At 41.2% G+C, this 25,631-nt stretch carries 22 protein-coding genes and 1 tRNA gene; 12 read left to right on the forward strand and 11 right to left on the reverse strand.

Translation table 11 applies throughout. The features are described 5' to 3' along the window. Positions 1–78: 78 nt before the first annotated feature. Positions 79–1,110, reverse strand: a complete 1,032-nt coding sequence (locus Q4557_RS01205) for a porin (RefSeq protein WP_303410213.1) — start codon at positions 1,108–1,110, stop codon at positions 79–81. Between the two features lie 490 nt (positions 1,111–1,600). Then, entirely contained in the window at positions 1,601–2,632 is a 1,032-nt protein-coding gene (locus Q4557_RS01210; protein WP_102520925.1) for a porin, read from the reverse strand. 419 nt (positions 2,633–3,051) lie between these two features. Here Q4557_RS01210 and tcdA point away from each other — a divergent pair, with 419 nt between their 5' ends. Continuing rightward, complete coding sequence (gene tcdA, locus Q4557_RS01215) at positions 3,052–3,846, forward strand: tRNA cyclic N6-threonylcarbamoyladenosine(37) synthase TcdA (RefSeq protein WP_102436769.1); 795 nt, start codon at positions 3,052–3,054, stop codon at positions 3,844–3,846. Positions 3,847–4,088: 242 nt separating this feature from the next. Then, positions 4,089–4,700: a superinfection exclusion B family protein gene (locus tag Q4557_RS01220; protein ID WP_102436678.1), complete on the forward strand. Its 612-nt coding sequence runs from the start codon at positions 4,089–4,091 to the stop codon at positions 4,698–4,700. Between the two features lie 102 nt (positions 4,701–4,802). Here Q4557_RS01220 and Q4557_RS01225 read toward each other — a convergent pair whose 3' ends face one another. Next, positions 4,803–4,934, reverse strand: coding sequence for a DUF3149 domain-containing protein (locus Q4557_RS01225; protein ID WP_076540587.1), 132 nt, complete (start codon positions 4,932–4,934; stop codon positions 4,803–4,805). Positions 4,935–5,196: 262 nt separating this feature from the next. On the opposite strand from Q4557_RS01225, the gene Q4557_RS01230 reads away from it, so the two are divergent. Beyond that, positions 5,197–5,281, forward strand: a tRNA-Leu gene (locus Q4557_RS01230). Positions 5,282–5,479: 198 nt separating this feature from the next. Here the strand turns inward: Q4557_RS01230 and Q4557_RS01235 are convergent. The 3 genes from Q4557_RS01235 to Q4557_RS01245 all read right to left on the reverse strand — a co-directional run bounded on the left by Q4557_RS01235 (position 5,480) and on the right by Q4557_RS01245 (position 8,668). Then, on the reverse strand, positions 5,480–7,216 hold the full coding sequence (locus Q4557_RS01235) for an ATP-binding protein (RefSeq protein WP_303410214.1): 1,737 nt from the start codon (positions 7,214–7,216) through the stop codon (positions 5,480–5,482). A 9-nt stretch (positions 7,217–7,225) separates the two neighbouring features. Beyond that, positions 7,226–7,759, reverse strand: a complete 534-nt coding sequence (locus Q4557_RS01240) for a heme NO-binding domain-containing protein (RefSeq protein ID WP_102436682.1) — start codon at positions 7,757–7,759, stop codon at positions 7,226–7,228. Between the two features lie 342 nt (positions 7,760–8,101). Beyond that, a complete protein-coding gene (locus tag Q4557_RS01245; protein ID WP_303410217.1) occupies positions 8,102–8,668 on the reverse strand; it encodes an outer membrane beta-barrel protein in 567 nt (188 codons plus the stop codon). Positions 8,669–9,224: 556 nt separating this feature from the next. On the opposite strand from Q4557_RS01245, the gene Q4557_RS01250 reads away from it, so the two are divergent. After that, positions 9,225–10,547 carry an anaerobic C4-dicarboxylate transporter gene (locus tag Q4557_RS01250; protein WP_102475352.1) on the forward strand — a complete coding sequence of 441 codons (1,323 nt, stop codon included), beginning with the start codon at positions 9,225–9,227 and terminating at the stop codon, positions 10,545–10,547. A 69-nt stretch (positions 10,548–10,616) separates the two neighbouring features. Here Q4557_RS01250 and asnC read toward each other — a convergent pair whose 3' ends face one another. From asnC to Q4557_RS01270, 4 genes are all read right to left on the reverse strand, one after another. Further along, positions 10,617–11,078: a transcriptional regulator AsnC gene (gene asnC / locus Q4557_RS01255; protein ID WP_076540553.1), complete on the reverse strand. Its 462-nt coding sequence runs from the start codon at positions 11,076–11,078 to the stop codon at positions 10,617–10,619. A gap of 121 nt (positions 11,079–11,199) precedes the next feature. After that, positions 11,200–11,877, reverse strand: coding sequence for a bifunctional tRNA pseudouridine(32) synthase/23S rRNA pseudouridine(746) synthase RluA (gene rluA / locus Q4557_RS01260; RefSeq protein WP_303410220.1), 678 nt, complete (start codon positions 11,875–11,877; stop codon positions 11,200–11,202). 135 nt (positions 11,878–12,012) lie between these two features. Beyond that, entirely contained in the window at positions 12,013–12,303 is a 291-nt protein-coding gene (locus Q4557_RS01265) for a hypothetical protein (RefSeq protein ID WP_303410222.1), read from the reverse strand. A gap of 36 nt (positions 12,304–12,339) precedes the next feature. Then, positions 12,340–12,759: a hypothetical protein gene (locus tag Q4557_RS01270; RefSeq protein ID WP_102436692.1), complete on the reverse strand. Its 420-nt coding sequence runs from the start codon at positions 12,757–12,759 to the stop codon at positions 12,340–12,342. A 180-nt stretch (positions 12,760–12,939) separates the two neighbouring features. On the opposite strand from Q4557_RS01270, the gene Q4557_RS01275 reads away from it, so the two are divergent. Then, positions 12,940–13,932: a 2-hydroxyacid dehydrogenase gene (locus Q4557_RS01275; protein ID WP_303410224.1), complete on the forward strand. Its 993-nt coding sequence runs from the start codon at positions 12,940–12,942 to the stop codon at positions 13,930–13,932. Between the two features lie 82 nt (positions 13,933–14,014). Then, complete coding sequence (locus Q4557_RS01280) at positions 14,015–14,752, forward strand: dienelactone hydrolase family protein (RefSeq protein WP_102436696.1); 738 nt, start codon at positions 14,015–14,017, stop codon at positions 14,750–14,752. 85 nt (positions 14,753–14,837) lie between these two features. Here Q4557_RS01280 and Q4557_RS01285 read toward each other — a convergent pair whose 3' ends face one another. Beyond that, positions 14,838–15,353: a DUF3332 domain-containing protein gene (locus Q4557_RS01285; RefSeq protein WP_102436698.1), complete on the reverse strand. Its 516-nt coding sequence runs from the start codon at positions 15,351–15,353 to the stop codon at positions 14,838–14,840. Positions 15,354–15,640: 287 nt separating this feature from the next. Here Q4557_RS01285 and Q4557_RS01290 point away from each other — a divergent pair, with 287 nt between their 5' ends. The 6 genes from Q4557_RS01290 to Q4557_RS01315 all read left to right on the forward strand — a co-directional run bounded on the left by Q4557_RS01290 (position 15,641) and on the right by Q4557_RS01315 (position 25,374). Beyond that, on the forward strand, positions 15,641–16,384 hold the full coding sequence (locus tag Q4557_RS01290) for a spermidine synthase (protein ID WP_102436700.1): 744 nt from the start codon (positions 15,641–15,643) through the stop codon (positions 16,382–16,384). A 544-nt stretch (positions 16,385–16,928) separates the two neighbouring features. After that, on the forward strand, positions 16,929–17,498 hold the full coding sequence (gene ahpC, locus Q4557_RS01295) for an alkyl hydroperoxide reductase subunit C (protein ID WP_076540540.1): 570 nt from the start codon (positions 16,929–16,931) through the stop codon (positions 17,496–17,498). A gap of 162 nt (positions 17,499–17,660) precedes the next feature. Then, entirely contained in the window at positions 17,661–19,268 is a 1,608-nt protein-coding gene (gene ahpF / locus Q4557_RS01300; protein WP_102436702.1) for an alkyl hydroperoxide reductase subunit F, read from the forward strand. Between the two features lie 552 nt (positions 19,269–19,820). Next, entirely contained in the window at positions 19,821–23,495 is a 3,675-nt protein-coding gene (locus Q4557_RS01305; RefSeq protein WP_303410230.1) for an ATP-binding protein, read from the forward strand. Further along, positions 23,495–24,157 (forward strand): hypothetical protein, encoded by a 663-nt coding sequence (locus tag Q4557_RS01310; RefSeq protein WP_076540535.1) that lies wholly within the window; start codon positions 23,495–23,497, stop codon positions 24,155–24,157. The genes Q4557_RS01305 and Q4557_RS01310 overlap by 1 nt, the downstream gene beginning before the upstream one ends. Continuing rightward, positions 24,154–25,374, forward strand: coding sequence for a phosphoenolpyruvate carboxylase (locus tag Q4557_RS01315; protein WP_102436706.1), 1,221 nt, complete (start codon positions 24,154–24,156; stop codon positions 25,372–25,374). The genes Q4557_RS01310 and Q4557_RS01315 overlap by 4 nt, the downstream gene beginning before the upstream one ends. Positions 25,375–25,631: the final 257 nt, after the last annotated feature.

A 25,631-nucleotide genomic window follows, 5' to 3' on the forward strand; every position in this document is an offset into this window, starting at 1 on the left:
TTTTCTATTGTTTTAGTGAGCTGCAGACAATAAAAAAGCGACCATCAGGTCGCTTTTCAGTTGTAGACTAACTCGTTGTTAGAAGTCGTAACGCATACCAACACTGAAGACATTATCGTCTTCAAGATCTGTCTTAGCATTAGCCATGGTGTAATCACCTTCATACATAGCGTAATGGGCAAACACTAAGGTTGATTTAGCAACGCGATAATCAGCACCCACTGTGATATTTTGCACATTGACATCATCTGCGCCTGCTTCACCTAGATTTTTGTAGTAGTTACCAAAACCTGCTTCATCAGCACCGTACTCTACTTTCAAGTTTACGCCATTTAAGTTGTAAGCTAGATTAATAAAGTAAGTATTGCCGTCTTGATCTGAATTAGTCACACTTTCTGAGTTTTGGAATAAACCACCAATTTTAAAATCGCCGGCTTTAAATTGTGCTACTGCGCGGTATGCATCAATACCACCAATGGCTTTGTTATAAGCACCAGCAACATAGTAATTGTGTTTTTTAAGGCCTTTGTCACCAAAGGTCACGCTTAAGGCATATTGAGAGTCATCAGAGGCTTGATTATCTTCCATTAAATAAGTGGCATTAATGGTAAACATGTCAGCAATCAGCGGTGAATAGTACCAAAAACCATCGGCACTACGGGTTTGGCCGCCAACTAAACGATCCATATCGGCATTGGTGTTACCAAAAATATCCACACCACCTTCAGCAGCTTTAAATACGGTATCGTTACGGCCGACTAGCACAGAGCCGCCTTCAGTTTTTATACCTAAGAATGTATTACGCGCTTTGAAAACATCACCTTTGCCAGACGTGTTCTCTACCTGAAATTCCATTTGGTATAGCACTTCAACGCCATCAGTAATTTTTTCACTGCCCTTCACACCCAATAGCGAGAAGTTATTTTCAATGTAAGTGCCACTTTCACCTAGGGTTACACCGTTAGTGCCGCCTTGCAGGGTTGCGCCGGTTTCGGAGTTGGTGATAGATAAATCTAAGCGACCGTAAAAATCAGGACCGTCGGCTAGCGCAGCGAACGAAGTGAGGGTTAAAACCGATACAACTGATGCAGATAATAATGTCTTTTTCATCTTTCATACTCCCTTTAGAACATGATGTTCTATCCCCATTTATATGGGATTGTTTTAGTGGTATTTTTCGCAGAACACTCTGCGTAACAAACTTGTTGCAATATTTACAGGTTTATCGTTAAAAAGTTGTGGCCTAGATCAAGTTTTTTGTTTTGAGGTGAAATTGGTGTGTAAAAGATGTGATAAATGCTGTGTATTTGGGTTTTGGTTAACACTTTTATAGCGTTATACCTATTTAGAGAGGTTCACATCTAATTAAAAATGCGCTAGCCCAGTAATTTATGAGATCTACATCAGGTTTAGGGATTGCTTAAGTGGGAGCTTTGAAGTGTTGTTATTGCAGTTTTTTTAGCTATTAGGTCATTAAAATCAACCTCTAATGACTAAAACAAAAAAAACGGCCTAAATAGACCGTTTTTAATCATCATATCGGTAGATAAATTAACGCTTAAAAACGATGATTAAGCCGTTAATAAGTCGCTGTGATGAGTTAGAAATCGTAGCGTAAACCCACAGTCACGATATCGTCATTTAAGCTTTGGCTAGTTTGGTTTAGTACCATGTCGCCATCATACTTAGTGTAGTGACCATATACTAAGGTACTTGGGCTAACGCGGTAATCTGCACCAACACTGAACTGGTTGATTTCGAAATCGCTCATGTTTTCTAAGCTAGAAGTATCATTAGCAAAACGGCTAGCGTACTTACCAAGACCTGAATCATCATAACCGTAAGCGGCTTTAAGCTTTAGGTTACCCATTAGGTAAGCTAGGTTTACGTAGTAGCTATCACCTTCAAGATGAGCTAGTTCAGCTTTTTGGCTTTTACTGTTTTGGTATAAACCGCCAACAATAAAGTCACCAAATTTAGCTTGTACTACACCACGGTATGCTTCTACATCGCTGATACCATCTTGGTATGCTGCAGCTGCATAAAAGTTATGTGTTTTAAATGCTTTATCACCAACAGTTGCGCTTAATGCATACATAGAACTGCTAGTTGATTCGTGATTATCATCCATTAAATAAGTCGCATTTAATGTCACTAAATCTGCAATTTTTGGTGAGTAATAGCTAATGCCATCAGCTTCACGGTTTTGACCAACAACTAATAAATCGATATCAGAGTTACTGTTACCAAATAAATCAAATCCACCTTCTGCTGCTTTGAACACAGTGTCGTTACGACCCACTAATGCAGTACCTGCAACTGTTTTAATACCTAAAAAGCTGTTACGAGCAGCAAAAGTATTACCAGAGTTATCAAAGTTAGAAACGCCGAACTCCATTTGATATAAGATTTCTACGTCATCACTGATTTTTTCAGAACCTTTAACACCTAACCATGAAAAGTTATTTTCAAGGACAGTGCCATCTTTTTGGTTTTGAGTTGCAATACCTTCACTAGAGTTAGTGATTGCAAGATCGGCGCGGCCATAAAAATTTGGGCCATCAGCTAGAGCAGTAAAAGAGGTCATTGCAGTGCAAGATAAAATAGCTGCAGTGATCAGGTTTTTTTTCATCATCTTAATCTTCCTTTGGTAAGGGCTTGATTTTTATCAGCTATGCTTGCTGATATTGATAGAAAATAACGACTGGGTTATCAACCTTATCGTTATTCATAGTAATTCCTGTTCTGTGGAGGATATTGCCACAAAAAGCTCATACCAAAGTGTGATCTATGTCACTTTAGGTTGGATTTAATTTATACGTATCATTATGATTTACAATGACTTAAATCGTAGTTAACAGTTTTATTGGTGCGGTTAACTGGCTTTCTTTGTTTTTGCTGCATGTTGCGGGTTTAGGTAATAGGTGTTTCAGTGTGTAACTAGGGTTTAACTAGGGTTTAACTAAGGTTTAATTGAGGAATACATTCAGATCTGCGTTGATTTCGTATAAAATACCGCCCCCACATTGAGAGTTTAAAGAGCAATACATGTTGTCTGAATCATACTTAAATCGTTTTGGTGGTATAGGTCGACTATACGGTCAAGCGGCATTGGAAAACTTTGCTAATGCACATGTCGTGATCATCGGTATTGGTGGGGTAGGGACTTGGGTCGCTGAATCGCTGGCTCGAAGTGGTATAGGGCAAATAACACTGATTGATTTAGATGACATATGTGTCACTAATACCAATCGTCAATCTCACGCAATTGCATCCACCATTGGCCAGTCCAAAGTTGAAGTAATGGCGCAGCGAATTATTGAAATTAATCCTGAGTGCGTGGTGAATGAAGTCGAAGACTTTATCACTGTCGATAATTTGGCGGAGCATCTGGGTAGTAAAGCCAGTCCGTTAGCGATTGATTATGTGGTTGACTGTATTGATGCCGTCAAACAAAAAGCGGCGTTAATTGCATGGTGTAAAAGAAATAAGCTGAAAATTGTCACCGTAGGTGGCGCGGGAGGTCAAACCGATCCCACTCAAATTCAGTTAACCGATTTAGCTAAAACTTATCAAGACCCATTATTAGCGAAAGTCAGAAACATTTTGCGTAGAGAATATAACTTTTCAAAAAATGTTGCCCGCAGGTTTGCCGTTGACGCAGTGTTTTCAACGCAACAACTGGTATATCCTCAAAATGATGGTAGCGTCTGCAGTACTAAAAATAGCGCCGATGGCAGTATGAGAATGGATTGTGCGTCAGGCTTTGGCGCAGTGACTATGGTTACTGGCACTTTTGGTTTTATTGCTGCAAGTCGAGTATTAGCCAAATTGGCAGCCAAATAATGTATACAGAATGCCAATATTTTTAAGCTTAACGTTTAGCTTATCAATCTCATTTAACCTATAGCTTAGTTTCGATCTTCATGGCGCATTAAACAGCTTATTTGATGCGCCTAACTGCCGTTGTTTGCTCTTCCCTCTAAATAAGTCATTGCGTTAACTGCTTTTATTCATTTCTCATTTTATTGGCATTGAAATTGCTTTACTAAGTCTAGATTCAAAAATCTGACACTGTGGATAGCATGATGATGAAAATGAAATTAAAGGCTGTAAATTTAGTGAATATCAAACGCGTTTTAGTCAGCACTATGCTGTGGTTAGTGATCGCTTGTGCGGTATTATTAGTTGCACCTCAGCACGTGCTTGAGACGCTTTCTTTGTCGGCTCTGGTGTCAGATTATGGCCATTTTATTGGCTTAGGGCTCATTGTTGGTGCCGCTTTTTTCTTAAGCCAATTATTCACCTTTGTGGTTGACGAGTCGATTGGGATTTTAAAAGAAAAACGCGCTGTTGAAACCATAGAAGCCAAAGTTAAGTTACTCGATCCCGCTGAGCGAGCGTTACTGCGAGAGTTCTTTTTACAGGGAGCGACAATTTTGGCGCTACCGCAAAACGAATTGGCAGTTAAAGGTCTAGTGGACAGTAATATTTTAGAGTTAGTGGGTAATGAGCGTCACTATGCGATTCAAGGACCGACTGCTGAGTATAAAATTTCAATGAAAGCGCGTTTGTATTTAAATCGTGAAGTATTGAGATTACCCGCAGGCGAGCCAAGTAAGGAAGAGCTTAATCACCTTATTAAAGCGCGACCACAGTTTGTAAATGGTCTAGTGCAATCTAGAAAGCATGCCGCGTAATCTAAAAATTAGGTTTAATAAACATAAAAATGGGGGCGAAAGCCCCCTAAAGAAACAAATAACAAATAACAAATAACAAAAATTATAGAAGGAGGGTAGTAACTATTCCTTAGGAGCAGATTTCACAATAAACATCCACATCATGTAAGACATGATCCCCATGGTGCAGAAGATAACAATCATTGACAGCAATCCGATTGCGTTACCAAACATTAAATCTAACCAAAAAGCCATAATCATTATCCTTTCATTGTAAAACTAGCTTTAACATACTATTTTCATTTCTTAACATTTATGATCTTGATCAATAAAGTCAGTGCTTTTTAATGGGGAAGATTTATTAATGTCGATTAGCGCAAATTTACTCTACTTGAATGAGATTTAAGCTATTGAGATTGATTTGATCATTTTGCTTATGAAAGGGCTTGCCATTGTCATTGGCCTAGGTATAATTCCGTCACTCAATTGAGCCAAGCTTGATTGACTACAATATGATGCCAGCGTGATGAAATTGGTATACATGGGGGATTCAAAATCCCCTGTCGAAAGACGTGTCGGTTCGAGTCCGACCGCTGGTACCATCTCCTCTTTGAGGATAAAACCGACGTAAGTCGGTTTTTTTGTGCTTGAAATTTACCAAGCCAGGTTTAATTTCCTAATAGTAATTGTGTTGATTTCGTTCATTTCGTTCATTTCGTTCATTGCGTTCATTGCGTTCATTGCGTTCATTGCTTTGTTGTATGAGACACAATTACCCGCTAAAGCGCTAGCTTCGAAAGCTAAATATCATAGTGTTGTAGCCCATAGCTCCATTTTTTTAACGCGGCCTCCAACTCTTTAAGTTTATAAGGTTTGTGTACAATGTCATTCATGCCTGATTCAACGCACTCAGCGACTTCAGTGGATGTTGTGCCAGCCGTTAGTGCAATTATCGGTTTAGTATAACCCTGTTTACGTAAGTACTTTGTTGTTTGAAATCCATCTAAAATGGGCATACGGCAATCCATTAAAATGATATCAAATTCATTATTTTTTAAGACTTCAAGGGCTAGTTCTCCATTATCAGCGAACTGATAGTTAATGCTAAATTTATCTAGCATCATCCCTAAAATAACTTGATTGGTCTTGATGTCTTCTACGGCTAAAATGCGTAGATGATTGATACTGTGAGTATTCCTGTTTACCTCAATAACACTTTGGTTATTTTCTACGGCAAGTTCAAGGGGAAGCTTAACGGTAAACTCTGTCCCTTTATCAAGGGTACTGACGAAGCTGACCTCACCATTCATCAATTCAATCAACTGCTTACAAATGGATAGCCCTAAACCTGTTCCTTCAAACTTTCTTTGGCTAGAGTTATCGACTTGGGTGAAGGGCTCAAATAAGCTTGCTTGCTTATTTTGGGGGATGCCGCAGCCAGTGTCAGAGATAATAAAAATCAATGACGTGTCTTGCCATGATGTGTGTAGATGAATCGATCCTTGATTGGTAAATTTAACTGAATTGCCGATTAGGTTAATTAGGATTTGTTTAATCCTGTCTGCATCCCCAAGCAGGGTGGTAGGTATTGATTGGTCATTTTCGCAACTGAATGTCAGTCCCTTGGATTTGATTTTCTCAGTAAAAATTTGTTCTATGGTATCAATTAGGGTTTGCGGGCTGAAAGTGGCTAATTTCAACTCAAGCATACCAGCGTTCATTTTGCTGATATCAAGTAAGTCATTAATAATAACTCGAAGCATTTCTCCCGCTTGATGTACGCTCATGAGTAATTTTTTTTGGTAGCTGGTAATGGAGGTGTCCTCCATGAGCTCCGCTGCCCCAAGTAAGCCATTTAAGGGGGTTCTTAATTCATGGTTAATCATTGCCACAAAGTCACGGGTCGACTTTTCAGAGTGTTCCGCTCTTATTTTTTCCTTAATGGTTTTGTTAAGTAATAATTGGCGCTGAAAAGAGGCACTTATCATATCGGCAATTAAACAGTACTGTTTTTCAATCACGCGATGCCAGCTTTCTTGAGGGCTGGTACGGAAAATAAAATGTAATCGGCCCACTTTTTTAGGTCCAAATTGCAGATATACTACTAGCTCGGTTTTATCTTGATTCCATTGGAAGTTATTTTTCGGGGTTGGAAACTCATCAAAGGTGGTTGCTTCACCGGATTGTAAGTGTTCATTTTCTAATATATCCAAGCTGGAAGACAGCCGGATTGCTTTAATACTGGCAGTATCCATCAGATCTTCAAGTAATTGTTGGATCACCTGCTCACTGGGAGGGACTTGTAATAACTGCGAGTTATAATGTGACAGGGTGGATTCTAATTTATTGATGAAGATCAGCAGTTGTTCATCTTGTTCAGCTTGTTTTTTTGCAACAACTAAAGAGTCTTCCACAAGTAATTTTGCGAAATACAGTTCGGTACTTTTTTCTTCCAATAGCGATTCAGCTGCTTTGCGAATTTTAGTTTCTCGTTGAATCTTTTTCTTAAGCAGTTCTATTGTTTTTTCACTATCCATTTATAAAGCCTAAACTTTGGTCAATGTAAAGCGAACCTGAGAACCGTCCGCTTGAATCGGTTTCATTTGGATATCAATTTTTTCATTATAATATTCAGCGCAGCCTTCAATGAGGCCAAAACAAACATGAGAAAAACAACGGGCAGAAATATAATCTAACACCATGTCATATTCACTGCTTGAAATAAGGTCAAACTTGGGTGGCTTTGCATCGCCGTAAAGCTTTTTAACTTCAAGATGAATATATTCTTCGACTTGGGTAATAAATTGAAAAGTCGAGCTCGAGTTAATTTTAAGCTCTGGCATACTGTCTAGTAAATTAGTGAATACTGATTTACCATATACAGCCTGTAATTCTTCAATACTGATACCTGTTATTTTACTCAAAGAGATAATCAGTTTTACTAAATCCTTATGATCGTAGGTGCCAGCGGAGGTATACACTCCTTCATCTGCATTTTCATCAAGTATTTCTTGGCATACTTCTAAACCAAATGTGCTTTCAACAAGTTCTAAAAACTCAGAAAAAATAATACCCTTCATAATCATCCTTAATTAATGTCTTTGTATTGAGTATAGGCATAAAATGACATTACTCTGCAGTTAATCGCAGTTTTTTAGATAAACAGGAATGTTGTAAAACTATTCTGATACTCGGGCGAACTGATTTCGTCAGCGATGAAACTTAGCAAGGTTAGTTATTATTGGGGTATTGCTCAGACAAGCTCTGAGTCTTTAATCCTTTCAATCGTGACCTATGTGGAATGGATGCGATCGCGTAAATAAAGTTGAATAATAGTGTTCTTATTTTCAGCTAATGAAAAAGGATGCCAAGGCATCCTTATTTGTTTCATCGGCTATAGAGACTTTAAATTGGCGTTAAGCTTAGAACTTATAATCAATAGCCAAATACACTTGCTGTGTATCATTTAATGAGTAGCTGGCACTATTCGCCCCGTTAGATGCGTTTACATCATAATCTTGTTTTAAATAGCGGTAACCCACTTCAGTAGACCAGCTGTTATTAATGTTATACATCAAACCTGCTTGACCGCCCCATACAAAGGTATTTTTAGAGTCAAAGCCACTGTCTTTAATCCCGTTATGCGTCATACCTGCAGTTGCACCAACAAACCAGTTCATTTTATTACTGTCACCTAAGCTAACAAGGTAATTATATGATAATAAAAAGGTTTGTTGTCTTGCTATATCATCAGAGTTATAGCCGTAGGTGGCGTATATACGGTTGTTATCATTGAGGTAGTTACCCACTCTAAATTGGTAGCTTATATCTTCTTCTATATTTCTCTGATTACTTTCTGCACTAGATTTCATTTTATAGGTATCTTGCTGATAACCTGCTGCGCCACCCACAAACCAATCTGATGCCATAGCAGGAACTGACATTACTGATGAGATTAAACCCGCTAGAACAAGATGCTTCGTTTTCATTTTTTACTCCAAGTGTAAATAATCACTATTAATAATTTCTCACAGTGTTTTTTTGCTGTTGAGGTCACCATAGTGCGAGCTAGCTGAATCGTTACTGAATAAAATCGTTGCTATTTTCATATCGCTTAGAAGAGTTATGTATTTTTTACCAGGGTAGAACTGGTTTTATCACTGGTTTTTTGCTGGCAATGTTTTGGCTTAAATAGGCTCTGGGAAACTGCAATCGAATTAATTTTTGAATCGAGGTGCCATATCACATATGACTTAATTATTGGTAGATCACAAATATGAAAGATAGTTATGGGATTGTATGCGCTTTGTCACTTTATTGTTTTTTAGCCCACTTTTGAGGATGATTTTTCATGTATAACCTTGTATGTGGCTAAGTAAGAAAGATAACTAAAATTTAAGCTATAAATTCAGATAATTGAAACATATTTTGAAATTGTATCGATATGATTTTGTCGATAATTAACGCTGTTGTTGAGTTAGCTAATGGCTTAGTTGTCCCAAGTCAGGTTCGAAAACGATAGGGTTTTGCTAAGGAGATTGGCTAATGTTTTATGTTCACATGTTGTTATTGCTTGCAGTGATCTTTGTGGGGATCCGTCATGGCGGGGTCGCATTTGGGTTATTAGGAGGCTTAGGGGTTTCCGTATTAGCGTTTGCTTTCGGAGTCGCCCCCGGTTCACCGCCTGTCAGCGTGATGTTAATTATTTTAGCGGTTGTCGCGGCATCAGCGACGTTAGAAGCAACTGGTGGCCTGAAATTATTGGTTAAGTATGCTGAAAAACTATTAAGAAAACACCCCAATCAAATTACCTTTTTAGGACCATTATGTACTTATTCATTAACTGTGTTAGTGGGTACGGGTCATTCGGTTTATCCATTATTACCGGTTATTTATGACGTGGCCTATAAAAAAGGTATCCGCCCTGAGCGTCCTTTAGCAATGGCTACCGTGGCATCACAAATGGGCATTACAGCCAGCCCAATTGCCGCAGCCGCCGCAGTGGTTATGGCAACGGCAATGGATAATCATCTTGATATTAGCTTAATCAATGTTTTATCTGTCACTATCCCGGCGACTTTAGTGGGCGTATTAGCAGGTTGTGCTTGGAGCTTAAATCGCGGTAAAGATCTTGATAAAGATGAAGACTTTCAAGCGCGTTTAAAAGATGACGAGTTTAAAAACAACTTAATTGACCCAGAAATTGAAACGGATGATCAAGCCCATACCGATACCATAGCGAAAAGAGGCTTAATGCTGTTTTTAGGCGGTATTTTATCTGTGATCATGTTGGCAATGTTCAGCAAAGAATTACTGCCTGAAGGCGTAAAAATGTCGGTAGCCATTCAGTTTATGATGCTATCCGTTGGCGCCATTATTTTACTGGCAACAAAAGTCTCGCCGCAAAAAATCGTTAGCAGCAATGTGTTTACAGCCGGTATGACGGCGGTGGTGATTATCTTTGGTATCGCATGGTTAAGTGACACCATTATTGGCCACCATAAGAGTTACTTAGTGAGCTCATTGAGTGATTTAGTTAGTGCTTACCCTTGGTCGTTTGCCATTGCGATGTTTATGGCATCAATATTCTTAAAAAGTCAGGCAGCCGTGCTAACCATTATGTTTCCGCTGGGCTTTGCATTAGGCATTCCTGCCCCTGTGCTGATTGGGGTTATTCCAGCCTGTTATGCTTATTTCTTTTTCCCGTTTTATCCAAGTGATTTAGCGGCAATCAGTTTTGACCGCTCTGGTACCACTAATATTGGTAAGTACGTCCTAAATCACAGCTTTATTGTGCCTGGATTTATTGGGGTGAGTACCGCAACAGTATTAGGCTACTTCCTATCAACAGTGGTGATAAACCATTAGTCTATCGCCAGGTTAACTGACAAAAATGCCCAGCAATTGCTGGGCATTTTTGTATCGACAATTCAGTGCTTAAGGCTTAACACCGCGAACGATAGGATTTTGCAGGCTTATCAAGGTTTCTGTCGATTGAATTTCATCGATTGATTGAATGCGGTTAATTAACACGTGCTGTAAGCCATCGATTGATTGGCACATCACTTTGACAAAAACACTGTAATTACCCGTGGTGTAATAGGCTTCTACCACTTCTTCAAGGGCATTGAGTTTGGAGATCGCGGCAGGGTAATCGCCGGCACTTTTTAAGTTAATCCCAATAAAACAGCAAACGTCATAACCTAGAGCTTTGGGGTCTACTGTAATGCGCGCACCAGTGATAATGCCGGCTTGCTTCATTTTTTCCACTCGTACATGAATGGTGCCGGCACTTACTGCAAAACGCTTTGCCAGCTCTGCAAATGGGGTTCTGGCCTCTTGCATTAATGCTTCTAGGATTTGGTTATCTAGCTGGTCACGCTGAAATGGAGTTTCCATAGTAAAATGCCTAATTAAATTATAATTAGACATTAATTTACGGATAAATGTGATAATTGGCTATCAAAAAGTTCTCATGATTAGTTTTTTACTAAACACTTATCGTCAATTGTGACTGATATTATTGTGTATCTAAGGGCGTTATAAACGGCACTTCAGCATTAAAGGTTAATGGCGTTTGATGGTAAGGATGCTTTATGGTTAATTCAGCTGCGTGCAATAACAGCCTGTTTGATAGACTTTTGGCCCAAGGGTCGGCATAAAAACCATCACCTAAAATTGGGTGGCCAATAGCCATCATATGCACTCTGAGTTGATGGGACCGCCCTGTAATGGGGGTTAACTTAACTAGCGTCGATTTTTTAGCGTAACTCACCACTTCAACATGGGTTAAAGACGGCTTACCGACAAGGTGGTCGACTTTTTGTTTAGGCCTATTAGGCCAGTCACAAATCAATGGGTAATCAACTTGCTTAACTGTTGCACTGACATGGCCTGCTACTCTGGCATAGTATGTTTTGGCGGTTTCACGATCGCGAAATTGGCGTTTCAGTTCACGTTCGGCGTTACGCCTTAACGCCACTACAATGACCCCTGAGGTCGCCATATCAAGTCGATGGACAATGTGTGAATTAGGAAAGCGTTCAAGCACTCGGCTATAGATGCTGTCATGATATTGGGCTTGACGGCCAGGAATGGACAGCAGTCCTGATGGCTTATTCAAAACGATAATATCTTTATCTTCATGAATAATATCTAACCAAGGATCGGTTGGGGGAGTATAGATAAAGTCTGCCATATGTTGCGCCTAGCCTTAATAGAGAATGCGCGGCAAAGATACCTATCCCTTGGCGTGAGTGCAAGTCATCTGAGCCTATTTAAGAGGGTTATAGCTTTTATACAAAACTTGAACTAATGGTTTATTAAAAAGCTTTTATGAAAATGCATTGCCGTTAACGTGCATGATGGTGAATGTCCATACAACAAAGGCGAGGGGGATATGGACTAAGGCATAAAAACCTTGATCTAAGCGCGATAACCCTTGGGCGTTCCAAATTAAAAATACATGAACTAATATCACTAATGGAAACAATGCCAGTAAAGGGTAGAGTGCTAGAGGGCTTGCATCAGCGAATATACTGTGGCTGAGTAAAGCCCAAAAAACCATAAAACTTGTGGTTAAAGGCGGTGTTGCTAATCGATATTGTTCTGGGTAAGGGAACATTTGTTAACCTTAAGTTTGGCATGCTGTAACTCTAGGTTAACCTTTTATTTCCTTTTTGCCATGTATTACTTTTCTATGAACCACAGAATAATGCCTTAAACCCGCAGGGCCATGGGATACGATGACAGATAATAATATGATAAAAATAGTAATTTCAGGTTTCCAGTTAGCCATCGGGATAAATAGCAGTAATAGCAGTACTTTAAAAATAGTCAGTACCCCTTTAAGCTGAATCAACCAGCGCCAATCTCTAATGACTTCCCATGATAGTAATGCAAGGCCACTGACCATGGCTAAGATCCAGTAATTGAGCCAAAGTGGTTGCTCTAAGCCAAGAAGAATGCCACCGCCAGCGCCGACTACACCAACAATATGTAATGCTCTCAGGCTGGTTTTTCCTAGACGTTGAATCCAAAACTGAACTTCTGAAACTGCTTGCTGCTGCTTTTTTGACATGTCTATACACATATTCCTGTGAGTAATGTCTCAGCTTAACAAGAAGATCTAAAATGTTCAGCGATCTGTAGCAAAAACTCAATTATTGTTATGCTTTAACCAAACGCTCAATTGCACTGACATAGGTAAAGTCGGGCAATCCATTTTTAATGAGCCAAATAAACAACACAGGAGTTAAGGATGAAAATCGGGTTCTTTAGTGCTAAGCACTACGATATTCAGCATTTTGATGCCATGAATACAGGCTTTAACGCAGAGATTGAATATTTCGATTATCGACTTTGTATGCAAACAGTAAAACTGGCTGATGGTTTTGAAGTGGTTTGTGCTTTTGTCAATGACTCCCTATGTGAAGAGGTATTGGTTGAGCTTGCCAATGGCGGTACTAAGATTATCGCCATGCGCTGTGCAGGCTTTAATAATGTTGATTTAGATGCCGCTAAGCGCTTAGGTATCACAGTGGTTAATGTGCCTGCCTATTCGCCAGAGTCTGTGGCTGAACATACCATTGCCTTAATGTTAACCCTAAACCGTAAAATTCATAAAGCTTACCAACGTACTAGAGACGCGAATTTTGCCTTAACTGGCCTGGTGGGCTTTAATATGCAAGGTAAGACCGTTGGAGTGATTGGCACCGGTAAAATTGGTCTTGCTACCATCAAAATATTGCAAGGCTTTGGCTGTAAAGTGGTGGCTTACGATCCGTACCCTAATCCTGCAGTTGAGGCATTAGGCGTTGAGTATATTGACTTAGAAGCACTCTATCCTAAATGTGATGTAATTAGTTTACATTGTCCATTAACACCTGAAAATCATCACCTGTTATCTGCTAAGACATTTGAAAAAATGAAGCCTGGGGTGATGGTGGTTAATACCAGTCGTGGTGGCTTGCTCAATGCCATTGATGCGATGGAAGCGTTAAAAACCGGTAAAATTGGTTCATTGGCGTTAGATGTTTATGAAAATGAAAAAGAGCTGTTTTTCCAAGATAACTCTAATGAAATTATTCAAGATGATGTCTTTAGAAGGCTTTCTGCTTGCCATAATGTTATTTTTACCGGACATCAGGCGTTCTTAACCGTTGAAGCGCTTAATGCGATTGCCCAAACGACCTTGCAAAATGTCACCGACTTGCTTGATGGTCAGCGCTGCGTAAATGAACTCACCAACTAGTGCCGTTGTCGCTCGAGTTTGTAAAGGATTGAGAAAAATCGACTTAACCCAAGCTTAGGTTACTTAACAAGGAATCAGCAATATGATCATTACCAAAGAAGTCCACGATATTGAAACCCCAACAGGTGATATGCGGACTTATGTATATCGCCCAGATGCCCCTGGGCAATTTGCCAGTATCATATTCTACTCTGAGATTTTTCAACAAACTGCGCCTATTGCCAGAAGTGCAGCCATCTTAGCCGGACATGGTTTTGTGGTGTTAGTGCCAGAAGTGTTTCATGAACTGAATCCGCTAGGCACTGTGCTTGAGTATGACGATGTGGGTAAAGATAAGGGCAATGCTGATAAATTTGCTAAGCCCTTAGAGCAACATGATAGCGATACTCAGGCGATTATCGACTTTGCCCGTAGCCAAGCATATTGCAGCTGTAAAGTGGGCGCGATGGGCGTGTGCATAGGTGGCCATTTGGCTTTTCGTGCAGCGTTAAACCCCGATATCAGCGGTGCTTTTTGCTTATATCCCACAGATATCCATTCAAATACCTTGCCCTGTGAGCCAGAGAACGATTCATTAACTCGCTGTGGTGATATTAATGGTGAGCTGGTATTAGTCTTTGGCAAGCAAGATCCTCATGTATCTAAAGCAGGCCGAAAAGCCATTTATCAAAAGTTAGAGCAGCTTGATACCAACTTTAGCTGGTTAGAGGTGAATGCTCAGCATGCCTTTATGCGTGATGAAGGCGAGCGTTATGATGCGGCATTAGCACTGCAAATGTATTTGCAAGCGGTGAGCTTTTTTCAGCGCACCTTAAAGTAAAACCTTGTTAGGATCAGTAAAAAATAAGCCCTGAGTGATACTCAGGGCTTATTAATTCACGACATAATCGCAAATGAATTATGGCTTAAGCCGCTTGTTGATATTGCGCTAATTCAGCAAGGCTTACTTGAGCCACTAGCATGTCATCAAGATAAAAATCGATATGCTCTTCGCCTTTACTGCCAATCAACTCTTGCTTAGAGCCATCTTCATAAGCCAAGGTCATCACCAGAGTGCGCTCATCCTGTTGACTAATTTGTGCACTTGATAGTTTAACTGGCGCCGTTTTAAAGTCGTCGCTAACGTGCTTATTCATTTTAAAAATAGCATCAGTTGGTAAATCAACTACCGCTTCTTTATCTGTTAATGGGTTAGTCCCAGTCCAGAACTCAATGCTGTTAAATACAAAAAGATCAGCTGTAGCTGCTAAACCATAAACTGGCGACAATAATGCGAATAAACCCGCACGACCATAACGGTTGTCGACAGTATCTAAATTTAACTTAGTGACCATTTGGCTTGTGGCCATTTGTCCCATACAGCCAGATAGTTGGCTACAAGTTACGATCATTGCAGCAGTTGCTAAAAACTTCTTTTTCATTTCATCAATCTCTTATTTTTTTATCAGCTGCGGATTATAGGCATTTCTCCCTTGGAGTATGTGATGGCTGTCACGTCAGTGTGTTGGGTTATTTATGGCTAAGTATCTGAAATGTTGAACTAGTTTGTTTACTGTGTGCAGGTTGGCTAACTGTTGCTATTGCTTGGTTGTTTTTAACGATTGGTGAGCTAAATGTTGGGGTTTTAGGGGCAATAAAAACTGCTTAAAAGATCTATTTATGCGGTATAATTTCGCCGAATATCCTGCCTATAAACCATGAGAACTCCATGTCAGAGTACCAGCAGTTACACCATGTCAGTGACGATATCGGCCCCATCTATGTATTAGATGATGGCGATTTTCGCGTGTTATCTTTTGGTGACAATGACGAGCAGAGTAAAATACTGAAAGCGGCGCCCCATATCCCTCAGCATACCTATGTTCAGGCCATGCTAGCGGTACTGCTATTTAGCAAACCTAAAAGTGCCATCATATTTGGCCTTGGTGGCGGCGGGCTGGTGCATGCACTTAGACGTTTTGATGCCGGGATTAAGCTGACTGCAGTTGAGTTGCGCGCTGATGTGATTGAGATTGCTAAACGCTATTTTCAATTGCCTATTGGCAAAAAGCTTAAAATTGAACTTGATGATGGCGGCACATTTTTAGCCAGAGCTGAACACAAAAAAGTGGATATTATTTTTGCTGATATGTATATCGAGCAAGGGGTTGATGAAAAGCAATTAACCAGCGAGTTCATTGGCACTTGTCATAAAGGCCTTAAAGCGGAAGGTTTTTTAGTGCTTAACTGCTGGAAAGAGCACAGTAAAAGTGAGCTGCTAAAGCAAGTGTTATCAGCGCACTTTGCCAATGTTTATGCCACTTTAACAGGAGGGGGAAATTGGGTGGTTTACGCCAGTAAGCAGCCACATTCTTTTAGCTCAGCTTATAACAAACAGCAGTTGCAGCAATTATCGCAACAGCTTGATTACCCAGTAGGGCGTTCACTGACACGTTTCACTCAATGGGAATAGCTGTTAGCAAATGATAGTGGCACTTGCGGTGCTAGTACTAATAACTAACTAACTAACTAACTAACTAACTAACTAACTAACTAACTAACTAACTAACTAACTAACTAACAAGCAACCGATTAATGACAGCCTTTGCCTCAACAGCCTGGCTATCCAACAAGACGTTCACTGACACGTTTCACTCAATGGGAATAGCTGTTAGCAAATGATAGTGGCACTTGCGGTGCTAGTACTAATAACTAACTAACTAACTAACAAGCAACCGATTAATGACAGCCTTTGCCTCAACAGTTTGGCTATCCTGCTAATTGTTTATTTTTTGCTTTAATTAATAGCCATTGCTCACCTTTACACCAACGAATGCTCGCTTATCGAGCATTTCGATTGCCAAGGTTTATTTAGTGTTCACTTTCTAAAAAATCGATTAGGGTGATAGTTTTTACCCGTTATATTTAATTCTAACTTGTCGCTATTATCTATTCCATCAAACAGATACAGCTACACACTAAATTAGAATTTACTTTAAATATAACGGAGCACACCCATGACTCAATCAATTATTAATTCAACTATCAAGCCATTTTCTGCAACTGCTTTTCACAATGGTGACTTTGTTTCAGTAACTGAACAAGATTTACTGGGCAAATGGTCAGTAGTATTTTTCTATCCAGCTGATTTTACTTTTGTATGTCCTACTGAATTAGGCGACATGGCAGACCATTACGCTAAGTTACAAGAAATGGGTGTTGAAGTTTACTCAGTATCAACAGATACCCACTTCACTCATAAAGCATGGCACTCAAGTTCAGACACTATCGGTAAAATTAACTACCCAATGATTGGTGACCCAACTGGCGCAATTACTCGCAACTTCGGTGTGATGATTGAAGAAGACGGTTTAGCACTTCGTGGTACGTTCGTAATGAACCCGGAAGGCGAAGTCAAAGTTGCTGAAATTCATGACCTAGGTATTGGCCGTAGCGCAGCTGAATTAGTTCGTAAAATTCAAGCAGCACAATATGTTGCATCACATGACGGCGAAGTATGTCCAGCAGCATGGCAGCCAGGTGAAGACACATTAGCACCATCAATTGACCTAGTAGGTAAAATCTAAACCACTGGCTTTAATTCTCTCCAATAGCTGAGTCGCCTCATCCACGGTTCAGCTAAGTTTCATCACACTCCAATCAGCCTGGTTCTTTGTTAATGCTAAATGGGTTTAGCATTTATGAATTAGGCTTTTTTTTGGCTCAACTTCAATACTAGGAGCACACGTATGTTAGATGCGAATATTAAAAATCAACTGAAGACTTATCTGCAAAACCTTAAACGACCAGTTGAACTTGTCGTGTCAGCAGACGATAGCCCGAAAGCAAAAGAATTGAGCTCTTTAGCCAATGATATTGTTGGCTTATCAAACCTTGTAAGCCTTAAAGAGCAGCAAGGGATCCGAACCCCATCAATGAGTATCATTAACCCAGAACTTGGTAGCAACATTAGCTTTGCTGGTTTACCTATGGGCCATGAATTTACCTCGTTAGTGTTGGCACTACTGCACTCAGGTGGCCACCCAATTAAATTAACCGATGAGGTTATTGGGCAAATTAAAGATCTGCCCGGTGAGTTTAAGTTTGAAACCTACGTATCACTAAGCTGTCAGACATGTCCTGAAGTGGTACAAGCACTGAATATGATGGCAGCGATTAACCCCAATATTACTAACGTGATGATTGATGGTGCATTATTCCAAGATGAGATTAATGACCGTAATATCATGTCAGTACCGACGGTATATATGAATGGCGAGCCATTTTCTGTTGGCGCCATTAGCGTAGTAGAAATTTTAAATAAGTTAGACGTCAATGCTGTAGCACGACAAGCAGAACAACTAAATAATAAACAAAGCTTTGATGTATTAGTGGTTGGTGGTGGCCCTGCAGGCGCATCTGCTGCCATTTACGCGGCGCGTAAAGGCCTGCGCACTGGCATAGTGGCTGATAAGTTTGGCGGTCAAGTGGCAGAAACTGTCGGCATTGAAAACTTTATCTCAGTGTCAAAAACCGAAGGGCCAAAATTAGTTGCCAATCTTGAAGCTCACGTGAAAGATTACGATGTTGATGTCATGGACAACCAACGGGCGCTATCCCTTAAATCGGGTGAGCGTTTTGAAATCGAACTTGAAAGCGGCGCGATTTTATCAAGTAAGACCATATTGTTAGCAACCGGCGCGCGCTGGCGTGAAATGAACGTCCCTGGTGAGCAAGAATACCGCGGCAGCGGCGTAGCCTATTGCCCACATTGTGATGGGCCGTTATTTAAAGGTAAGCGCGTCGCTGTGATTGGCGGCGGTAATTCTGGTATTGAAGCGGCTATCGATTTAGCGAATATCGTTGAGCACGTTACTGTACTTGAGTTTGATACTAGCCTTCGCGCTGATGAAGTTTTGCAGCGCAAAGCCAACTCAATGGGTAATATCACCATCATCACTGAAGCGATGACCACAGAAGTGCTAGGTGATGGCAAACGCGTTACCGGGCTCACTTATACCGATCGCAGTACTAACGAATCGCATAATGTCGCGCTTGAAGGGATTTTCGTTCAAATTGGTTTAGTGCCAAATACTGAATGGTTAAAAGACACTGTAGAGTTAACTAATCGTGGTGAAATTATTGTTGATGGCAAAGGCCAAACTTCCATACCAGGGGTATTTGCCGCAGGTGATGTCACTAACTCAGCCTATAAACAAATCATTATTGCCATGGGTAGCGGCGCGACTGCCTCACTCGGTGCCTTTGATTATCTGATTAGACACAGTGAAGCTGACATGTCAGCGGCTGAGCAAGTTGAGCTTGAGTCTGAAAAAACTGAGACAGAAGCGGCTTAATTAGTCGCAATGACAGTGTTGTAACGAAAACGAATCACTTTGTTCGTGCTCTTAATCGAAAAGCGCTGATAGAAAAGCGTTTATAAAGTGCTTAACGCATTATTGAATTTTGACAAAAAGCCAGCTTATTTAAATAAGCTGGCTTTTTTTGTGTTTAGCGCTGTTAAAAATAACGCACTGGAATGGTTATTAAAGGGGCTCCTGAATCAGTGAAAAGGGGGGGGAGCTGCTGACTAATAGTGAAATTTTATTTGGTTATATTCATTTTTAACGCCATCGCAAAGGTGGTTTTTTTATCTCTGAATCAGCTTATCCGCCTTAGCCTCGCATAAAACCTAAGTGATATCCCACAACTTCATGCTGGTAAAAACAATATACTGGCCGTTTGCTGCTTTGTTAGGCGAGTAAAGCAGCCTTTATCGGTTATTATTTCACGCTTTGTTATCAGCTAAATTGCTTCATTCAGCGCTTTGATTTAACTTATAGCTCATTAAAATAAATTCCCTAAAATCTTGTTTTTAGCCGTTGCGGAAAGTACGGAAAAGGATGCCAATGCCAAGCTTGATCAGAATAGTGTTAATTAATACTCACCTTCCTGGTGTGGTGGAACTGCAGCTAGATGGACACACCAACATTTGTGGTACCAATGCTTCAGGTAAAACCACACTGCAGCGATTAGTCCCAGTGTTTTATGGTGAGTACCCTAGCCGAGTCGTGCCTTCAACCCGTGATAGTTTTGAGCGTTGGTATCTTCCCCATGATTCAAGTTACATCATCTATGAATATCAAAAGAGTGACGGCCAGCTTTATCAAGCGCTAATGGCATCCGCCGGTGACGGTAAAGGGGTGAATTACCGCTTTATTGCCAAAGGTTTCGAGCTTGATGATTACGTTAAAAACCGTAATGGCGATACCATCATTTGTCATACCATGGCGGAGTTAGGCCGTGAAATGAAGCGCCAGTCGGTGCCGCATACTAACTTGCTGAATACCCGAGAATACCGCGCGATTATTCAACATGATCGCAGTTTATTGTCCACCGGCGGCAATAAAAGCGAGCTACGTAATTACGCCCATCAGTTCTCATTGTGTGATAGCGAATACTCGCTACGTCATATCGAAAAACTGGCCAAAGCGGTGCATTCTAAAGAAGGCAAAATGGAAACCGTTAAGTCAATGGTAGCCGCCATTTTAGAAGAAGATGGTGTTAACCCGCCAACCTCACGCTTAAACCCACAGCGAGTAGAAAGCTGGATCCGTGAAAGTCAGTTAGTTCAAGGTTTTGAGCAAATTCGCCCTGAATTTGAAAAGCTAGAACAAGAGTTTAATCAGTTACTGAGCGCCGAGCTTCGACTAGGCAGTTTAGCTAAAGGCTATCGTAGCGATGAAACCTTTGAAGCACAGCGCCAAGAGCGCAGTGAAAATCAGTCTAAAGAGACCAGTTTACAACTGCGCCTTCTGGACGAAGAATGGAAAGAAGCCCGCGATGAGATCAGCCAAGAATTGTCATTCGCCCAAGGTGATATCCGCAAATATGAAGCTGAGCTTGATGGCATTGAAGATCAATATGAAGGCTTTTTAAATGCCAATATTGAACAAGCTAAAGCCGACTTAGACAGTTTAGATAATTGGCGCAGTGATTTAGAAAACTTATCAGAGCGTCATAAGTTACAAACTGAAAAGCACCAAGACATTGAAGCGGCTTACAGTACCCGCCGTAGTAAAATTGCTGAGCAGTTACACCGAGAGCTTGAGTCACTGCATCAAGAGCAAGATAGCATTCGTGAAACCCGTGATGCCCAGCGTGAATCTGCTAACGATGATTTAACTCAACTCGACAGCTTATGGCGTGAAAAAACCGATGCCGGTAAAGCGCAGTTTGCTGAACAAGAATTTAAACTCAAGCTCAGCCAAGGTGAGCTGAAACATCAAATCGACGGTGTCAGCTACACCGAAGAAGAGAAAATGAGCTTAGCAGTGTTTGATGAGCGCATTAGCCGCGCTGATGAAGAACAAGAAAGCTGTAATCAAAAAGTCGATCGCTTATCAATAGAAGAAAGAAAACTGCGCGCCAAACGCGATCAAGTCTCTGAGGCACTTCGAATCGCCAGTGTGAGAGTGAATGAGCGCTTAGCTGATGTTGATGATGTCAAAGGGGTGTTATTTCCACAATCACACACTCTATTAGAGTTTTTGCGTAAAGAGTCCTCAGGTTGGGAGCAAAGCTTTGGTAAGGTTATTGCCCCTGAACTATTACACCGCACCGATCTCCATCCCCATGTTGCAGACAGTAATGGCGAGGTATTATTTGGTATTGGCTTAGATCTTAAAGCCATTGATGTGCCTGATTATGCTGCCTCAGAGCAAGATTTACGCCTGCGCTTAGCTAAAGCTGAAGAAGCCTTAGCTCAAGCTGAAGAGTTAAAGTCGGAAAACGAAGATCAACTGGTAGCCATTAACGATCAATTAGACACGCTTAATAAAGAGCTGACTTTTGCTCGCACTGCTTATAAAAACAGCCGTGAAGATGTGCGGCGTTTATTTGATGAAAAGCGCAGCTCACAAGAGCAAATCAATCAAGCGTTATCCGAGCGTAAAGCCCATGCCAGCAAGCGTCTGATTCAATTAGAAAACGAGCTCAAGCAGCAGCACAATAAGCACCTAGAGTGGCTTAGTGAGCAAAAAGAGCAAGCCCTTGAAGCCCGCATGGAAAAAAATGCCTATTGGCAAGATGTGGTCGGTGCGCTAGATAATCAGCTAGGGCAAATTAAAGCCAATATCGACACTCGCCGTAGTAATGCTAAGCAAGAGCAAAAAGCCTGTGAATCATGGTACAAAAACGAGCTTAAATCTCGCGGGGTTGATGAAGCGGCTATCGTGGCATTAAAAGGGCAAATTCGGGATCTTGAAACCCAAATCAGTAATGCGGAAAAGCGTCGCAGTGATGTCTTGCGATATGAGCATTGGTATCAAAATGCCTGGCTAATTGCCAAGCCGAAATTGCAAACCGATTTATCCAAAGTTAAGCAAGCAGCCCTTGAGTTAGAACAGCAGCTTGCCAATAAAACCACTGACGTTAAGCAGCGTAAACAACACTTTGAAAGCTTGAAAAAAGCCTCGGATGCTGCGCAAGTTGAGGCTTCTGAAAATCTCACCAAGCTGCGGGCTGTGATGCGAAAACTGGCTGAGCTTAAATTGCCGCCAACTAAAGATGAAGCCGCTGGTGGCATTGGTGAGCGCTTAAGACAAGGTGAAGAATTATTACTACAGCGTGATTATTTACTGGGCTCAGTAAAACAATACGTTGAGCATTTTGATTCGGTTATTGCCAGTAAGTCAGGCTCGAGCTTAGCTGAGTTTTGGGAACGTGCCCGAGATGAATCAAGCTTTAGCAATGATAAAGGTATCCGCCTACTGGATTATCGCAAGTTGGTTCCACAACTTGAACAGTTATTGAATGTGATGGTGCCGCAATCCTTGATGGCCATTCGCGAGCAAGGGCGTATTTTTGGTATCGACTTAACCGCTTATTACGATGTATTAGCAGACATCGACAGACGTATCGCCTCCCAAAGCGCGCGTATTACTCGCGAAGTGGGTGAAGAGTTGTTTCTTGATGGGGTATCTGAATCCGCGGTTAAGATTCGTTCTCGCATTAGCGAACTTGAGTTTTGGCCTGAGCTTGAAGTGTTTGTTAAAGCCTTTAAACAGTGGAAAGCCGATGGCTTTAGTGAGCTGCCTGATGAGCATTACACCTCAAGTATGCGCCGCGCCTTAGATATTATTGGTCGCTCGGCGTTAAGTGGCGGCATTGCTAAACTGCTGGAAATTGAGCTGCGCTTAAAAGAAGGCAACAGCGACTTAATTATTCGCACCGATAGACAGCTTAATGAATCTTCAAGTCATGGTATGGCTTATCTGATTTTATGTAAGTTCTTACTGGCCTTTACTCGCCTATTACGGGGTAAAGCCGATGTCACTATTCATTGGCCTATTGATGAGTTGGGCACCTTGCACCACACCAACGTGAAGAAGATATTTGATGCCTGCGTTAATAACAATATCAGCGTATTAGGGGCGTTTCCTAACCCAGAATCTGAAGTGCTGAACTTGTTTGCTAATCGCTACATTATCAATAAGCAAACCCGTAAATTACAAGTGGTGAAACCTAAAGCCAACCCATTGGCTGCACGCTTAAGTCAACATGCCAATAAGGAGGCTATTTAATGTCTGAGGTTACGGCAAGTACCGAAACAACACTGGTTGGCACTGGCATGCTGATTGAGCAACTGCTTCGTGGTGAGTTTATTTGTCGCACCACCAATGAAGATGGCTGGCGCGCCCTGAAAAGCAGTGCCACCTTTGATAAAGTGGAGCAGTATTTAAATCAAATCAACCGCACGATTTCTTCTGCAGCAGAAGGTGATGTGTTCTTTTGCGGCTACCAGCAACTGGGTGAGCAAGAACGTAAAGTGATTTCTAGCCAGTTTAAAGATATTTGCTCGGCGCTTATTCCGCTGGTGGAATGGTTGGTGCTAGTACAAGAAAGTAGCGGCCAAGATGCGCCTTTAAGTGAAGGTGCGCCAATACGCTTAACTGAGCTGCAAGCGCGTATTGAAGATACGCCAGCGTTTATGGAGCAGCTCGCTAAGTTGAGCCAATATCGCTTATTTGGCTCAACCAGTAGCAATGCCGACAACCAAATTAAATTGGTGTTTAAGCGCTTAGTGGAGTTGGGTTATTTGGTAAAACCTAATAGCGAGAAACAAATTTATATTGCCACCGGCAAGCTTGATTATTTGTACGAAGTGATTCGCTTTATTGATGAAACTGAAGGGTTAAGCCTTGAAGCGCAAGCTGAAACGGCCACCCAAAAGGATTTATTATGAGCAATAATTTACATCAAGCGGGGGTTAAGCTACTAAAACAGCTGAGTCGCCATTCTGATGTGGTTATGGATGCCTATCTTGCTGGCTCAGTGAATGAGCAAACCCATGACGCAGCAGTGATTGAGAAACTCAGAAAAAGTGGCATTTTATGGCGCCCAGAGCCCGATGAAGAGCTGCGCTTAAAACGCTCGGTACGGGCGTTACTTGAAGAAGCTTTAAGTGATGAGCGTAATCGGCAAATTGATGCCAATGTCGGCTCGGCGTTTAGCACCATTAAAACACTGGCTGATCATTACAAAGAAGCAAGGCACAATATTGATTATGGCGCAGCAGAGGCGTATTTAGCTGACTTAAACGAGCACGTTTACAGCTTTACCGACAGCCTGCGCTACTCCATTCGGGTATTGTGGGGCCGTATTAATAATGAGTTTGGTTATGTTGGTAGTATTAGTGCCAAAATTCGTGAAAATGAATTAGCCCAAAGTCAGGTGTCTGAATTACTCAACGGCTTAGAAATGTTCCAGTTTAGTGAGCTTAGTGATACCGCCGGTGATATTCGCGAGCTAAGACGCTTACTGGTGACCAATCTGCAAGAAACCTTAAGTCAGTGCATTCAAGAAATTAGTGCAGTGCAAGGGCGCTTGCTAGAGCTACTGGGGCGTTTTCGTCAAATTCAGGGGCGTACTCGATTATTAAAAGGCTTTTTACTGCACACAGATTTGCATCCTGATTATCAACCTGATGATCATGTGGCGCATAAGTTTGTGCCGAAATTGTTTAACTGCGCTGAAGCCATCATTAAGCCTGCCAGTGTCGACGTTAATAACGCCAGCCATGAGCTTATCTTGCTCGATACGGTGGCGAGAATTAAAACCATTAGCCGCGACTTATTGCCGGCAAAAGTGCGTGAGCACGATGTGTCCATGACCATGACTGCGGTGGAGGATTTTGATATTCCTGATAATCCACTAAAGCTAGCGGTAGATGAATACTTCTGCGCCGTGATTGATTCAGGAGTTCGTCAATCAGCACTGGAATACTTAGAAGAGCATAAGTTGCACTGGGCATCTGAGAATTGGCTTTATCAAGTGATTGGCGGCTACGAAGGTTTGCCCGATGAGCACAAAGCTTATTTTGAACTTGAGCCCATAGGCCATCCTGATCCTGTTTATAACGGTAACTTTATGATCCATGATGTGGAGTTATGGCTGGCTTAAACTTGATAAGTGAATCATCCCAGAACTGATTTACAAAAAAGCTGTTTGGTGCCAACCAAGCAGCTTTTTTATGTCATTTCATTAGCGCTACAGCCCGAGCTTCAAAGCTGCATTAACCGATAATAGAATAAGCTGTAATGTTGTGGTAATTAAGCGTCTTGTTTGCATTAATGTTATCTTTGTTGGGCACTGGTTAATGCTGCCAGCATGGGATAAATAGAAGCAAATGTTGCGCTTTTATAAAACGCTAGTTATTA

Origin of the sequence: Shewanella sp. 5_MG-2023 (genome assembly GCF_030547465.1) — a bacterium.
Classification (GTDB): Bacteria; Pseudomonadota; Gammaproteobacteria; order Enterobacterales; family Shewanellaceae; genus Shewanella.

Coding starts and splice junctions, on each gene's coding strand:
- Q4557_RS01245 (WP_303410217.1), bottom strand. CDS start 8,668: ATGAAAACGAAGCATCTTGTTCTAGCGGGTTTAATCTCATCAGTAATG.
- ahpF (WP_102436702.1), top strand. CDS start 17,661: ATGTTAGATGCGAATATTAAAAATCAACTGAAGACTTATCTGCAAAAC.
- Q4557_RS01290 (WP_102436700.1), top strand. CDS start 15,641: ATGTCAGAGTACCAGCAGTTACACCATGTCAGTGACGATATCGGCCCC.
- Q4557_RS01280 (WP_102436696.1), top strand. CDS start 14,015: ATGATCATTACCAAAGAAGTCCACGATATTGAAACCCCAACAGGTGAT.
- Q4557_RS01210 (WP_102520925.1), bottom strand. CDS start 2,632: ATGAAAAAAAACCTGATCACTGCAGCTATTTTATCTTGCACTGCAATG.
- Q4557_RS01240 (WP_102436682.1), bottom strand. CDS start 7,759: ATGAAGGGTATTATTTTTTCTGAGTTTTTAGAACTTGTTGAAAGCACA.
- asnC (WP_076540553.1), bottom strand. CDS start 11,078: ATGGAAACTCCATTTCAGCGTGACCAGCTAGATAACCAAATCCTAGAA.
- Q4557_RS01315 (WP_102436706.1), top strand. CDS start 24,154: ATGAGCAATAATTTACATCAAGCGGGGGTTAAGCTACTAAAACAGCTG.
- Q4557_RS01305 (WP_303410230.1), top strand. CDS start 19,821: ATGCCAAGCTTGATCAGAATAGTGTTAATTAATACTCACCTTCCTGGT.
- Q4557_RS01265 (WP_303410222.1), bottom strand. CDS start 12,303: ATGTTCCCTTACCCAGAACAATATCGATTAGCAACACCGCCTTTAACC.
- Q4557_RS01285 (WP_102436698.1), bottom strand. CDS start 15,353: ATGAAAAAGAAGTTTTTAGCAACTGCTGCAATGATCGTAACTTGTAGC.
- Q4557_RS01310 (WP_076540535.1), top strand. CDS start 23,495: ATGTCTGAGGTTACGGCAAGTACCGAAACAACACTGGTTGGCACTGGC.
- Q4557_RS01275 (WP_303410224.1), top strand. CDS start 12,940: ATGAAAATCGGGTTCTTTAGTGCTAAGCACTACGATATTCAGCATTTT.
- Q4557_RS01250 (WP_102475352.1), top strand. CDS start 9,225: ATGTTTTATGTTCACATGTTGTTATTGCTTGCAGTGATCTTTGTGGGG.
- Q4557_RS01220 (WP_102436678.1), top strand. CDS start 4,089: ATGATGAAAATGAAATTAAAGGCTGTAAATTTAGTGAATATCAAACGC.
- Q4557_RS01205 (WP_303410213.1), bottom strand. CDS start 1,110: ATGAAAAAGACATTATTATCTGCATCAGTTGTATCGGTTTTAACCCTC.
- rluA (WP_303410220.1), bottom strand. CDS start 11,877: ATGGCAGACTTTATCTATACTCCCCCAACCGATCCTTGGTTAGATATT.
- Q4557_RS01225 (WP_076540587.1), bottom strand. CDS start 4,934: ATGGCTTTTTGGTTAGATTTAATGTTTGGTAACGCAATCGGATTGCTG.
- Q4557_RS01235 (WP_303410214.1), bottom strand. CDS start 7,216: ATGGATAGTGAAAAAACAATAGAACTGCTTAAGAAAAAGATTCAACGA.
- Q4557_RS01270 (WP_102436692.1), bottom strand. CDS start 12,759: ATGTCAAAAAAGCAGCAGCAAGCAGTTTCAGAAGTTCAGTTTTGGATT.
- ahpC (WP_076540540.1), top strand. CDS start 16,929: ATGACTCAATCAATTATTAATTCAACTATCAAGCCATTTTCTGCAACT.